The sequence below is a fragment of the Porphyromonas sp. CAG:1061 genome, from assembly GCF_000435035.1.
Taxonomy (GTDB): Bacteria; Bacteroidota; Bacteroidia; order Bacteroidales; family Porphyromonadaceae; genus Porphyromonas_A; species Porphyromonas_A somerae.
In genome coordinates this window covers 43,404-56,864 of sequence record NZ_HF988918.1, presented here as the reverse complement: position 1 = coordinate 56,864, position 13,461 = coordinate 43,404, and the positions used below count along the sequence as shown (strand labels likewise).

The following is a 13,461-nucleotide window of genomic DNA, read 5'->3' as shown; positions in this document are numbered from 1 at the left end:
TTTATTCCATTAAAAATTGAATGTCATCCGCTGTGCTATACTCAGTAATCTGTTTGCCCTTTTTGAATACACGAAGTGTCCTAACGCCAATAAGCTTTATCTTGCCATTTTCCACTAAAAAACGACAGCCTTCCCTCAACCCTGCTACATACATTGTGGGATTGGCTTCAATATATTCAAGAATACGGACCTCTCGTGTCTCACCTCCGTGATCAGAAGGGTGGGTATCAAGGTAGTGAGGATTAATCTGGAATGGAACTAAATTGAGGACATTAAAGCTCAATGGCTCTACAATCGGCATATCATTCGTAGTACAGATAGTAGGGCACGCGACATTGCTACCAGCACTCCAACCTACATAGGGAGCACCACCATCTATTACCTTTTTTCTAATCGCTTCTATAAGACCTTGCTCTTGCATCATCTTTGCAAGCTGAAAAGTATTACCTCCGCCTACCATTATGGCACCAGCTTCTTCTACAGCTTTAATAGGGTCATCAAAGGTATGAACGCCTTTGACCTCAACACCTACGCCCGACAAAGCTTTATTGACCTTATCAACATAGGCATCAAAGCTAAAGGTCACTCCTGCGAAAGGGATGAAAACCACATTCTTCTTCTGATTGCCAAGAAATGTTGCGATATCTTGTGCTGGCTTCTCTAGATACTGTTCACCAGGGGAAGCAGAATTGCTGATTAATAAGAGTCTCATAATTAAAGCATATTTATGGATTAAACATTCTTCTACAAAGATAACAATTTCTTTGCCCTCTTCAAATGCCTAAGTCACTTGCCGCAAATAAACAAGATAAATTCACATTGTAAATAAATATATGTGTGAATAAATCCATTTTTCATTCACATTTGAAATCTATTGAGTATATAATTATGAATGAAAGTCCCATTGTTAATTTATCGTATAGATAACCATTTCTTTACCCGAGCTAGAAATTAAGCAATTTAAGCCAATGCGAAAACACGCGTTATTTCACTTCTAACCGATTAAGAACAAATGTATAACTATATGATTTCCAATCTATTTTCAATATTATATACAACTATTCTAAGACGTATATGAATACAAAAACCAATGTAATGCGAACGCATCAATGACGGGGCCGCCTAAATCCCACAAGCACTTAATTGCTAATCTATTATAAATATAACATATATTCATTATAGGCTTTAGCAGTTGCATTAAGCTGAAGTGGTCGATTTCATATTTATCTGGGTTGTTTATTTGATATATTTAGTTTAACTTTGCAGTGAATTCACATTCACATTGTATACATTTCAAGTATATTTATATTGTAAATCTCAATTCACAATACTCTATGGATGAGAGAGAGGAAAAATTAGTAGAGCAGGGGAGAAGAGTAGAGTCCATTATCAATGATGAAGGACTTACTCAAGCTGAATTTTCAGAATTAACTGGGATAAAAACTTCTACGTTAAATCACGTCATTAAGGGGCGAAATAATATTAGTCCAATGGTGATGTATCAAATTCTCTCTGCATTTCCCATTTATAATGAGGAGTGGATTCGTAGTGGTCAAGGAGAACGAACTAAAGATATTAATTCAACGAGTAATACTAATGTTGCTTCAGGAGAAGCTCTTTCGCATGATAACCTTTCCCAGCCCTCTTTCGTCGGGTCGAATTCTCAGCGAACTCTATTTAGTGCTAATTCTGAGCCATTAAGAAATAATACTGCGGAGCCTAATCAGGATAATTCAACTTCTACTACTATTGATAAACAGACAGTAATGTCTGAGGTGAAAAGAAGTATCACCAAAATAATCGTTTATTACGATGATAATACATTCGAAACCTTTACTCATTCCACTGAGTAAGCTATATATCCTACTAATCATATTTCTTCTTCCTATATTAATATGCAATTAAGAATTGAAATTAATTGGGGGTATATAATTACTTATGCAAGTAGGGTAAAAGTTGCATCTCAATTGACGCTTATATAAAGTATTGGGTTACAGTAGGTTAGGAAGAGAGTTTCAGAAGCCCTCTTTTAGCTATGCAACTCGCCGATTACTTAGTTGCATCTCAATTGACGCTTATATAAAGTATTGGGTTACAGTAGGTTAGGAAGAGAGTTTCAGAAGCCCTCTTTTAGCTACTTTTTTCACTTATTTTCAGTTGGAAAAGTTCAGGAAAGTTACAGTGTTCTTTGTTTGGGAAAATAGATTTGGCGCTGGTATCGCTCCAGAAAATAGGAGCCTCCATGGTTGTATCTCTTATAAGTAACACCAGACATATTAACGTTCCATTGAGCATTCTCTACTGAGAAATAAAAGTCTATTACAGAAATAGGTCTTCTGCACTAAATGAGATATTATGCCTCTGTTATTCTTGCTAATAAAAATATAGATAGTGCTTAAATAGGGCAATTATATGGAACATTCCATCTCCTTCCTACTATTATTATAATAGGTGTTATGTTAAGTAGCATAGTGTCAATTATTTGTGGAGCCTACAATTCCAGGCAATAAAAAGGAGATGAACGACCACACATTCTTAGTGAGTAACCCAAGAGAAATAAAAGGAATGCTCTTAGATGTGTGTTGTTATGAGTTTTTCTCTATAAGTCGCTTCATAGACTTATAGCTCATTAGTGCGATTGAAAGGAAGTAGATGATCTCGATAGTAAAACACATTGCCACTGTGCCATTAAGTAAGTAGACAACTGTAGCACCATAAATCAGATAGAAAGATGCATTGAGCATCTCTATCTGGAATACCCTACGCGTATTACCACTTGAGCTAACCGCATTGAAAAACATATTACCAGCTGATGCTATTAATGCAGCTGTGGCAAGCACCCTAAGGGTTGGTACAGAGGATTGGATTAAGTCCGTATTGTCTGTAAAAATACGCAATGGTATCTCAGGGAAAAGCTGTACGAATGTAAAGAAGATCAGCATGGTGCCGAATGAAAGCTTTATAGCTCTCAATAAATAGCTCCATAGCTCATCTATCATACCAGCACCAACAATATGACCGACTGTAGTGCGAACTGCTGTACCATACGAATTGAGTGGTATAAAGAAAAGCACGTACAGCTGTCTTGTGATAGATGCCACTGCCAGCTGACGCTCTCCCAAACTTTCAATCATAAAGAAGAATATTGCCCATGCGGCTTGGCTCACAAAGGCCTGTAGCATAAGGTAATAGCTAAGCCCAAATAGTTGCTTTGAGAGGCCTTTGTCCCATACCATCAGATTTGCCTTATTAAGGCCAAAGAAGTTTCCATCTAGTCTCCACAATGTATACAAGAAATAGAAGACAAGCGAAGAAAATTCCGCTATCACACTTGCTAGAGCAGCACCTTTAACCCCCATTTCTGGGAGGCCAAAATTGCCAAAAATAAGTCCGTAATCAAGGGTAATATTGACTATGGACATTACCACTGAATTAAGGGTCAATACCTTAGTACGTGATATGCCAACGAAAAAAGAACGAAAGGTAGAGGCAAGAAAGGCAAATGGAAAGCCGAAGCTACGATAAGTCCAATAGTCTACAGCACTATTAGCCACATTCTCGCTACTTAGCAGAGAGTTGAAGAGCTTTGGGCCGAGTGAGAAGCCTAGTGCCATGACAAGTAATGCGGCAAGTAACAATAGTCTGATACTCTGCCCTAAAACCCTTCCTATCTGGTTAAACTTCTTGGCACCGTATCGGTGGCTAATCATTATCTGAGTGCCGCTTGCTAGCCCCCACCCTACAGTATATATGCTAAAGTAAACAAGGCTTCCCATAGCAGTTCCACCAAGCTCTACTTCACCAACCCTAGATACGAATGCAGTGTCAATCACTCCAATCAGATTTTGGGCAATTAGTGAAATAAAGACTGGCCAAGATAGCCTAAGAATCTCCTTCGTTGATAGGTCTATTTTCCCTTCTATCATATTACTTTAGCAAAAAGAGGGGCTAAATACCAATTATATGGTATTCTGCCCTACTCTTCTCATTTATAAAGCTACAAACTTATTCCAAGCTATCAAGTCTCGTTTGAATAGTCTGAAGCTTTGTAATTGCATCTTGCTCTTTTTTACGTTCCATGGCAACAACAGCCTCTGGAGCCTTATCGACAAACTTAGGGTTATTAAGCTTGCTCTGTACACCTTTGAGGAACTTTTGCAGGTGCTCCTGGTCTGCCTTCAGCTTTTCGATTTCTGCTACCACATCGACAAGTCCTGCTACAGGTATCCCAAAGAGAGATGTTTCAATCTGGAATGTAACCATTTCTGCATCTTCACGTGGCTGTTGGTGTTGGTAGCTAGTAATGTTAGCAAGTTTGGTAATAACTGCCTTTGAAACGTCGGAAAGATTAGCCTCTGTATGTAGCTCTAACTCTTCCTTTGGAGATAGATTTTTCTTAGCTCTCAAGTTACGTATTTGTGTAATTATAGAGCGATCTCTCTCCATCTGTGCTATAACCTTCTCATCGAAGGACTGTAGCTCTCTTACCTGGCTTACCATAATGCTCTCTCCCTCCTGTCGCTCTGCTATCGCTTGCCATAGCTCCTCAGTGATAAATGGCATGAATGGATGTAGCAGCTTCAGAAGTTCTTCGAAAAAACGATTCGTTGCCATGATGGTAGCTCTATCTATTGGAGCACCATAAGGGGGCTTAATCAGCTCAAGATAAGTCCCGGAGAAGTCGTCACGAATTAGCTTGTACATCAATAATGCAGCATCATTGATACGATACTTCTTAAAGTGATCGGCAAGAATAGTCTCTTCTTTCCTAAGAAGTTGTTCGAACCAATCAATCGCAGCTTTCTGAGCCTCCTCTTGAGTGATAGTATCACTTATTTCCCAGCCTTGGATTAGACGGAAGGAGTTCCATAGCTTATTACTGAAGTTACGTCCTTGCTCCACCAATCCCTCATCAAATAAAATATCGTTACCAGCCGAAGCCGCCGTCATAAGTCCCATACGTACTCCATCGGCCCCATACTTATCAATTAGCTCTAGTGGGTCAGGACTATTACCAAGAGACTTACTCATTTTACGCCTCAAGTTATCCCGCACTATCCCAGTAAGGAAGACATTCTTAAATGGCTTTTCTCCCCTATACTCATAGCCAGCAATAATCATCCTAGCTACCCAGAAGAATAGGATATCAGGACCTGTTACGAGGTCAGAAGTTGGGTAGTAATAATCCAACTCTGCATTATGCTTCTCCAGAGGGTCACCAAAGAGGGAAATAGGCCACAGCCAAGATGAGAACCAAGTATCTAGTGTATCGGGGTCTTGAGTCAAATCCTTCATTTCAAGGCTTCGATCTCCAGTCTGTTTTCTTGCTTCTTCCAAAGCTATTTCGGGAGTTTCTCCTACCACTATAGTGCCGTCAGGAAGGAAGTAAGCGGGGATCCTATGCCCCCAATAAAGCTGACGAGAGATGTTCCAGTCCCTTACATTTTCCATCCAAGAGGCATACACTCCCTTGAAGCGGTCTGGTACCAACTGCACATCGTCCTCCATTACAGCTCGATATGCAGGTGCAGCCAATTCCTTCATCTTGAGGAACCATTGCATAGAGAGCTTTGGCTCTATAGGCACATGAGTACGCTCAGAAAGTCCCACCTTATTGGTGTAGTTCTCTATTTTTTCTACTAATCCAAGGCCCTGCAACTCCTCTATGAAGCTATTGCGCACGTCCATGCGATCTTCGCCTTCGTACTTGCCACCTAAGTGGTTGAGAGTACCATCGTCATTAAATATATCTAGCTCAGGAAGGTTGTACTTCTGACCTAGCATATAGTCATTGACATCGTGACTAGGAGTCACTTTAAGACATCCTGTACCGAACTCTCTATCTACATATTCATCGTGAATAATGGGGATGGCACGCCCTACCCCTGGCACTATTACCTTTTTGCCTTCAAGCCACTTATAACGCTCGTCATCAGGGTGAACACAAACGGCAGTATCTCCGAAAATAGTCTCAGGACGTGTCGTGGCTACTACAATATACCTATCTGCCTCACCCTCAACAAAGTAGCGAACATAGTATAGCTTGCTCTCCGTCTCGTGATAAATAATCTCCTCATCTGAAATAGCTGTTTTAGCCTTTGGATCCCAATTAATCATTCGGACACCACGGTAGATAAGTCCCTTGCGATAAAGGTCGCAGAAAACGTTTATTACCGCTTTGCTACGTGTCTCATCCATGGTAAAGGCCAAACGATCCCAATCGCATGAGGTACCGACTTTTTTGAGTTGCTCAATGATAATTCCGCCATGCTCATGGGTCCACTCCCATACATGCTTTAAGAACTCCTCACGAGAGAGGTCACTCTTTTTGATCCCTTTGCTAGCTAGTCGCTCCACAACTTTTGCTTCCGTTGCAATAGAAGCGTGGTCCGTACCAGGTACCCAGCAAGCATTGTAGCCAGTCATTCTTGCTCGGCGAATCAATATATCTTGAATCGTATTATTAAGCATATGACCCATGTGCAACACACCTGTGACATTTGGTGGTGGCATTACGATTGTGTAGGGTGGTCGGTTATCTGGCTTAGAGGAGAACAGCTTGTATCTCATCCAATAGTCGTACCACTTCGATTCTACCTCTGATGGGTCATATTTTGCGCTTAATTCCTTATTCATATGTTTATAGCTATTTGATGTTCAGTTGGACAAAGTTACCTTATTTTTTCCTCACTATTTAGATTCAGACTATTTTGAAGCCGTTTTTCATGCTTGTTCAGTGATATATATATATCTTTCATCTCTTCTAATGCAGCTACATACTTGTAGCTATTGGTAATGGCCACCCTAGCCTCTTGATTTAGACCAAAGCGTACCACTGCTTTTCCTTTTTCATTGCAAAACTCTACACCTAGTTTAGAGTTACTTGGAGCTAGGGCTACAAATTGTCCTAAAGGCATTCCCCTTTTCCCCGCAAAAGTAAGTCGTTCGTAATGGCGACCGAGATTGCTATACCTATAATTCAGCCCCCCATCGTACTGCAGCGTGTCGCTAAGTATATAAGTGTCATTGGCACGGTCAGAGATGCGAATGAAGACTATATTTAACTGGGTAGTACTTGAAGCTGATGCAATTAGCTCAAGAGTACCATTACTGGCTATATAAGCGTCGATAAAAGGCGACTCTGGTGCCTTGGAGGCTGGGTCGTATCCTCTAAAGCGAAGTATGTTTTCATCAGGCATATCTTTAGCCGGAATGAGTCTAAACTGTTGATATAGACTATCGGTAAAGGCTTCAAGAAGACTAAGACGTTCTACAGAAGCTAGAGAGTCTCTGCGACTCAGTTCGAGTCTAATATTCCTGGACTTTTCTAGGGCTTTACGTCGGCTCTCAACCTCATTCGGGTATACCACTTTCACACTATCCAGCCATTCCAAAGCATTGTCTAGTGCATCAATATTTATCAAACTATCCGCTGTCGCAATCATCTGCTCAGCTCCCTTTTTAGCCTTACTTTGGCAGCCCACTATGAGGATTGAGGAAAGTAGTGTGCTACAGATGAGTATTGATATTCTTTTCATACTTTCAGTTGGTCAAAAGTTTTCTCGCGATGTATGTGATATCGTATTAGCAGTGATCTTTTATAGAGCTTTTGAAAGGCTACGTCTCGGCCCTCACTATCTCTAGAGACGGTTTTCTCCATACTACGATAGGCTCGAAGTGCTTTCACAACTGCTTTAGCATCCCCCCATTTACCTTGTACCATAAAAGTGGCCATGGCAACTAGATCCAACAACCACCTCACTGATAGTATCCAAAAGCGTTTACTATCTGGTAGGTTCTTATAGAGCATCTTTCGGTTATTGCGAAAGTTGAGAAATGTTTTACGAGGATCTGTGCTACTTAGCGAAGCACCACCATAATGATACACAGTACTTTCAGGTACTACATATAGTCGATGCCCCGCAATACGCCATCGCCAGCATAAGTCTATTTCTTCTTGATGAGCAAAAAACGAAGCATCAAAACCTCCGGCATCAATATAGGCACTCCTGCGAACTAACATTGCTGCCCCACTCGTCCAAAAGACCTCTTTAGGCTCTAAGCCGTATTGCCCGTGATCCTTCTCAAGTGTCTCAAAAATACGTCCTCTACAAAAAGGATATCCGAGGTAGTCCAAATATCCACCTTCAGCCCCAGCATATTCATAGCTTTGAGGAGCTCTATCCCATCTTATCTTTGGCTGTACTGACACCACATCCCTGTGGGTTTCCATGAAGTGGTAGAGGGGTTCGAGCCAGCCTGGAGATACTCGCACATCATTATTGAGTAGTAGTACATAATTATGCTCCAAGCGAGCTATTGCTTCGTTGTAACCTCTAGCAAAACCATAGTTTTCTCCTAGCTCAATTACCTTTACGCCAAGACTTTTAGCATAAGCTACAGAGGCGTCGCTACTACCATTATCTGCTAGTATAATATCAGCAAGATCTAGAGGGGTATGCTGTACTAAATCAGGCAAATACCGCTCCAATAATGGTTGTGCATTCCATGAAAGTACTACTATGGCTATCTCTTTCATGCCATTTCTATATCTTTATGTGGAAAGCGCTCTTTAACTAGCTCTGGAGTCACCTTCCACCGTTTGTGAGACCAAAGCCATAACTCAGGCTTTCTTCTGATGGTCTTTTCCAGTAGCTGCATAAAGTCTTTTGATAGTTGGTGTTTGGGGAGCTGACTAGCATCTCTTGTCATTTCTACAAGCTTAAGTCGGTATTTTCCAAGTTTCGGACGCTCCACATCTACATACACTACCGCTGCTCCTAGCATCTTCGCAAGACGATCCATACCAGTGACTACTGCTGTGTATTGGTTTAGAAAGTCAACGAAAAGCTCTGCTCCTTCAATGCCTGGAGCTTGATCAGCCACCATTATATAGGTCTTATTGCTATTATCGTTTCGTTGGTGCAGAATAATCTTTGCTGCATCCCACTTATCCATCAATTGAGCGCCAAATTTGCTTCTAAGCTTTGATAGAACATAGTGCCAAGCACCTTTCTGTCGCACAAAAGCAACGTTGAATTCAGTCACAGGTAGCAGCAACTGGCATCCAGTATACCACTCCCAATTACCGTAATGGCCGAGTAAGAAAAAGATGCGCTTATTCTCTTTGTGCAGTTCCTCAATCAGCTCAGGATTCTCAATACACACGTGACGCCTAAACCGACGCTCTCCAAATGCAGCTAGCATCACCGTCTCTACTCCCACATTGCATAGGTGATGATAGAAAGCCCGCTCAAGTTTTCGGAGCTCAGCCTTGCTTTTTTCGGGGAAGGAATTTGCTAAATTCGCTTGTACAACTTTCCTCCGATAGCCAATCACATATTGAAGTAGATATGAGATGCACCAACTCATACCATAGTGCCACCAACTAGGTAAATATCCGATTAGTCGTAATAGGGAATACAATAGCTTCCCTCGCCAAATTTCCCCTTTACTCAGTTCTTTCATCGTCTATAAATGAGCCACTAACTACACAGTCGCCCTCAATTATATCGTGTAACTTCACCTCCACAAGGCGCCCTTCTATATTTGATCGGAAAGGAAGACGCACGCGAACATAGTTACCAGTATATCCATAGAGCCACTGACCATCAGCACCAGATGCGTGATGCTCCACCAATACCCTTCCCTGAGTACCAAGTTGTGATTGAACGAAGGCAACATGTTTTTTATCGCTCAGCTCCAACAATCTTTGGCTTCTTTGGTGCTTGACTTCGGGAGGAACTATCGGCTGGATCTTTAACGCATCAGTATCAGGGCGCTCACTATACGAAAAGACATGTAACTTGCTGACTGGTAATTCACTGATAAAATTGAGTCCATCCTCAAAATACTCATCCAACTCGCCACGCATTCCTACAATCACATCTACCCCTATGAAAGCATCAGGCATTATCTCCTTAATAAGCATCACCTTGTGCTTGAAAAGCGATCTATTGTACCGGCGACGCATGAGCTTCAACACCTCATCGCTACCACTTTGGAGCGGAATGTGAAAGTGAGGAGCAAACCTCTTAGAGTGTGCCACAAAGCGAATGATTTCATCCGTAATAAGGTTAGGTTCAATGCTGGATATTCTATAGCGATCAATCCCTTCTACTTCGTCTAAAGCGCGTAAAAGGTCAATAAACTGCTCCCCAGTGCTACGTCCAAAGTCCCCGACATTTACACCTACAAGAACTATTTCACGGCCTCCACTGCGTGCTACTCCTCGAGCCAATTCTACTAGTTCCTCTATCGTCCCATTCCGACTTTTCCCACGAGCTTTAGGAATAGTACAATAGCTACATCTATAGTCGCAACCATCCTGTACCTTTAAGAAGTGACGGGTGCGGCCTTCACTTGATATAGAGGCCTCAAATGAATCGACCTCCTCAATAGGGGTATGTACTAAGTGACCATCTACTCCCCTACTCTCAAGCCCTTCAATATATTCTAGTAAACGCCCTTTATCTCGAGCACCTATAATCAAATCGACTCCCTCCAGACTTAAAAATGCCTCTGGGTTAAGCTGAGCGTAGCAACCAGTAACTACTATGCGTGCATCTGGATGCTCTCTATGAAGGCGCCTAACTAGTTGACGCCCTTTCTTTTCGGCAACCTCTGTAACACTGCAAGTATTTACCAAGCATATATCTGCCACCTCTCCTGAGTCAGCAACCTTCATGCCTTTTTCAATCAAAGCACGAGACAAGTGACTCGACTCAGAAAAGTTAAGTTTACACCCCAACGTTTCAAATACAAAACGCTTGCCTATGAGGTTTCCTTTATCTCCTACATTATCTATCATCATACGTAATGCAAAGATAACACTTTTTGGCTATAGAATAGGACGTTCAGAGGAAGAAGAAAAGAGTGTAAAGGACCATGGAGACAACCATCATAAATATAAACATCAGTAGATAGGTAGTGTCATCAAAAACCATTTTGCTTTTCTGCCTTAACAACATCATGTGTTGAGGCATCATAAGAGGTATATATAGTGCAAGGTACTGTACGAAATGACTCTCAAAGAAGAAATGATTGGCAATGTGTAGCGAAAGTGTTAAAAGCAAGTAGCTACAGGTGTAGCCATAAACTCGCCTAGTAGTTTTCTTGTCCATATTGTATTGTTTTTATCTCGTTATATCCGATCTGAAAGTAATCTCTATTAAAGTCTTTGTTTCGAAGTATTTGGCTATCCATAAGCACCACATCAATATCCAGAGCTACATCACCAGAGGGCTCTTTCTTCCTCCCAAATTGAGATTCAATTTGCTTTGTCTTTGCAATCATCTCATCTAGTGTAAGGGAGCTTTCCACTCGTAGCACGCTATTTAGGTACTTTCTTGACGAGTACTCTGATATATCATCGGTGATGTAAAATCTAGAGAACTGACTGCTTGGAAATTCAGTTGCGAGATAATTCTTTATCTTTTCTTCCGAATCCAAATAGGTGGTCCCTACCGAGAGCGTGTAGACATACTCAAAGGGCTTGCCTAGCCCAACCATCTTCCGAGACATAAGGATTTGGCACCCACCTCTCGCCAATAAGTACATAACAAAGGCTGCCCAAAGATTATGATTGACATCTGTTAATGGTAGCGTAAAATAGAGAGCAAAAAATACCGCAACAGCAAACAACATACTTAGGAGCATTTCGCGAGTCGCAGTAATCCCTACAAATACACCATCGTATAAGAAGGCGAGGAAACCCATAACAGGCAATAGGTAGACCCAAATCAAATAGTTGTGAGCAATATTGATCACCTCTTCCTTATCAGTTAAAAAGGCAAGAAAAGGCTCCGAAATAATGAAATACAGCAAGCTAGTTATTAATGCAAATGCAGCGCCCCATACTATCAGCAATTTAACCGACTTTGTAAGCAAGTGCCTATTTTTCATCCCATAATAGTGTCCTACAATTGCTTCACCTGCAAATGCAAAGCCATCAACAAAGTTATTGAAGAAGGTAAAGGCCTGGTATAGAAGCGCATTTGCAGCCAGTATCAAAGCCCCTTGGGTAGACCCCGCATAGGTGAAAAAGGCCGAAATCAATGAGATGAGTATAGTACGCAGAAATATGTGGAGATTGGTGCCAAAGTATCTGCGTAGCCCCACCTTTAGCTCTTCTAGCTTTCTCGGTAGCGAGACACGATTTTTCTTAAAATAGAGCAGATAGGCTCCGATCAGCAGTGATGTAGCACCAAGCCATTGTGCCACAAGGGTACCAGTAGCAATGCCGGTGATGCCTTTTCCCCCCAATATCACCAAGCAGGCACTAATGGCGATATTAGTGACATTGGTCATAATACTAACCGCCATCGGATACCAGGTGTTCTGCATGCCAATAAGCCAACCATTGAGGGCTAATGTGCATAATACGGCTGGTGCTCCCCATACAACTATATCATAATAGATCGTGGCGTATGAAATAAGCCCACCCTCTGGCTTAAGAATCAATAAAGTGAGATTTAATATCGGCTGCTGCAATAGTAAGATAAATACCCCACCCATCAAAGCAATCAACAGCGATTGGGTGAGGTTCCTACCCATAGCGAGGTGATTGCCAGCTCCATGAGACTGTGCAGTCAAGCCTGTAGTACCCATTCTAAGGAACGAAAAATTCCAATAAATGAGATTGAACATAGTGGTAGCTATGGCTATGGCACCTATGGCATAGGCATCTTCCAAGTGTCCTGAGAGCGTGAGGTCTACAATCCCTAGAAGAGGTACTGTGAGATTGCTCAGTATATTAGGCAGAGCGAGTTTAAGTATTCGCCTATTTATCGCACTGGTTTCAGACATTTGAGCTTACCTGTCTTTTCTTGAGCAATGAGCCATCTCCATAGCTTAGAAAGCGATAATCATTACGCAAAGCAAAGTCATATATCTTGTGCCAATCGCTCCCTATGAATGCAGCTACCAATAATAGCAGAGTGCTATTGGGCTGGTGAAAATTGGTAATCAAATAATCAACCAGCTTATAGGCGTATCCAGGAACAATGATTAATTGGGTCTGCCCAAACAATCGATCAACACCGTTGGCCTCCAGGTAGTCTATCAAGGCTTTTATCGCCTCCTCAGTTGTAGTAGAGGTTGTTGTTTCGTAGGGTATCCATTGAGGTACACTGAGGGGGTCATTTGCCGACTCTATAACCTGAATACCCATATAGTACAAACTCTCTAAAGTGCGGGTGCTGGTCGTGCCTACCGACACTATAGGCCTTTTTTCGAGGAGTGCATTATAAATAGACTGGAGAGATGAGAGCCGTACTTCAATCACCTCAGTATGCATCTCGTGCCCTCCCATTGTAGCACTCTTCACGGGCAAAAAAGTACCTGCACCTACGTGCAGAGTTATTGGGATCTGGTCTACCCCCTTCTCCTTGAGTCTTGAAAGCAGGTCTTCTGAAAAATGAAGGCCAGCCGTAGGTGCTGCCACACTACCCTCTTCACGAG

At 41.8% G+C, this 13,461-nt stretch carries 11 protein-coding genes; 1 reads left to right on the top strand and 10 read right to left on the bottom strand.

Translation table 11 applies throughout. The annotated features are described in order from the left end of the window. Position 1: 1 nt before the first annotated feature. Entirely contained in the window at positions 2–712 is a 711-nt protein-coding gene (pepE, locus tag QVO39_RS05455; RefSeq protein ID WP_018028042.1) for a dipeptidase PepE, read from the bottom strand. A 622-nt stretch (positions 713–1,334) separates the two neighbouring features. Here pepE and QVO39_RS05450 point away from each other — a divergent pair. Then, positions 1,335–1,853 carry a helix-turn-helix domain-containing protein gene (locus tag QVO39_RS05450; RefSeq protein ID WP_018028043.1) on the top strand — a complete coding sequence of 173 codons (519 nt, stop codon included), beginning with the start codon at positions 1,335–1,337 and terminating at the stop codon, positions 1,851–1,853. 732 nt (positions 1,854–2,585) lie between these two features. On the opposite strand, the gene QVO39_RS05445 is transcribed toward QVO39_RS05450, so the two are convergent. From QVO39_RS05445 to QVO39_RS05405, 9 genes are all read right to left on the bottom strand, one after another. Then, positions 2,586–3,926 carry an MATE family efflux transporter gene (locus tag QVO39_RS05445; RefSeq protein WP_021903342.1) on the bottom strand — a complete coding sequence of 447 codons (1,341 nt, stop codon included), beginning with the start codon at positions 3,924–3,926 and terminating at the stop codon, positions 2,586–2,588. Between the two features lie 79 nt (positions 3,927–4,005). Further along, positions 4,006–6,636, bottom strand: coding sequence for a valine--tRNA ligase (locus QVO39_RS05440; protein ID WP_021903341.1), 2,631 nt, complete (start codon positions 6,634–6,636; stop codon positions 4,006–4,008). Between the two features lie 35 nt (positions 6,637–6,671). Continuing rightward, entirely contained in the window at positions 6,672–7,538 is an 867-nt protein-coding gene (locus QVO39_RS05435) for a hypothetical protein (RefSeq protein WP_021903340.1), read from the bottom strand. Next, the gene (locus QVO39_RS05430; RefSeq protein WP_021903339.1) at positions 7,535–8,539 is read right to left on the bottom strand and encodes a glycosyltransferase family 2 protein; all 1,005 of its coding nucleotides are present in this window, start codon (positions 8,537–8,539) and stop codon (positions 7,535–7,537) included. Before QVO39_RS05430 ends, QVO39_RS05435 begins: the two co-directional genes overlap by 4 nt. Next, positions 8,536–9,468, bottom strand: a complete 933-nt coding sequence (locus QVO39_RS05425; RefSeq protein WP_021903338.1) for a lysophospholipid acyltransferase family protein — start codon at positions 9,466–9,468, stop codon at positions 8,536–8,538. Before QVO39_RS05425 ends, QVO39_RS05430 begins: the two co-directional genes overlap by 4 nt. Then, positions 9,452–10,813, bottom strand: coding sequence for a tRNA (N(6)-L-threonylcarbamoyladenosine(37)-C(2))-methylthiotransferase MtaB (mtaB, locus tag QVO39_RS05420; RefSeq protein ID WP_021903337.1), 1,362 nt, complete (start codon positions 10,811–10,813; stop codon positions 9,452–9,454). Before mtaB ends, QVO39_RS05425 begins: the two co-directional genes overlap by 17 nt. 43 nt (positions 10,814–10,856) lie before the next feature. Beyond that, positions 10,857–11,123, bottom strand: coding sequence for a hypothetical protein (locus tag QVO39_RS05415; protein WP_021903336.1), 267 nt, complete (start codon positions 11,121–11,123; stop codon positions 10,857–10,859). Further along, a complete protein-coding gene (locus QVO39_RS05410) occupies positions 11,104–12,807 on the bottom strand; it encodes an MATE family efflux transporter (RefSeq protein ID WP_021903335.1) in 1,704 nt (567 codons plus the stop codon). The genes QVO39_RS05415 and QVO39_RS05410 overlap by 20 nt, the downstream gene beginning before the upstream one ends. Further along, positions 12,800–13,461: S-adenosylmethionine:tRNA ribosyltransferase-isomerase (locus QVO39_RS05405; RefSeq protein WP_288171809.1), on the bottom strand; the 662-nt coding region annotated here is incomplete at its 5' end. The genes QVO39_RS05405 and QVO39_RS05410, both read right to left, overlap by 8 nt.

What these genes read in the sequence shown, in the direction of transcription:
- pepE (WP_018028042.1), bottom strand. Translation starts at nt 712, where the DNA reads ATGAGACTCTTATTAATCAGCAATTCTGCTTCCCCTGGTGAACAGTAT.
- QVO39_RS05450 (WP_018028043.1), top strand. Translation starts at nt 1,335, where the DNA reads ATGGATGAGAGAGAGGAAAAATTAGTAGAGCAGGGGAGAAGAGTAGAG.
- QVO39_RS05445 (WP_021903342.1), bottom strand. Translation starts at nt 3,926, where the DNA reads ATGATAGAAGGGAAAATAGACCTATCAACGAAGGAGATTCTTAGGCTA.
- QVO39_RS05440 (WP_021903341.1), bottom strand. Translation starts at nt 6,636, where the DNA reads ATGAATAAGGAATTAAGCGCAAAATATGACCCATCAGAGGTAGAATCG.
- QVO39_RS05435 (WP_021903340.1), bottom strand. Translation starts at nt 7,538, where the DNA reads ATGAAAAGAATATCAATACTCATCTGTAGCACACTACTTTCCTCAATC.
- QVO39_RS05430 (WP_021903339.1), bottom strand. Translation starts at nt 8,539, where the DNA reads ATGAAAGAGATAGCCATAGTAGTACTTTCATGGAATGCACAACCATTA.
- QVO39_RS05425 (WP_021903338.1), bottom strand. Translation starts at nt 9,468, where the DNA reads ATGAAAGAACTGAGTAAAGGGGAAATTTGGCGAGGGAAGCTATTGTAT.
- mtaB (WP_021903337.1), bottom strand. Translation starts at nt 10,813, where the DNA reads ATGATGATAGATAATGTAGGAGATAAAGGAAACCTCATAGGCAAGCGT.
- QVO39_RS05415 (WP_021903336.1), bottom strand. Translation starts at nt 11,123, where the DNA reads ATGGACAAGAAAACTACTAGGCGAGTTTATGGCTACACCTGTAGCTAC.
- QVO39_RS05410 (WP_021903335.1), bottom strand. Translation starts at nt 12,807, where the DNA reads ATGTCTGAAACCAGTGCGATAAATAGGCGAATACTTAAACTCGCTCTG.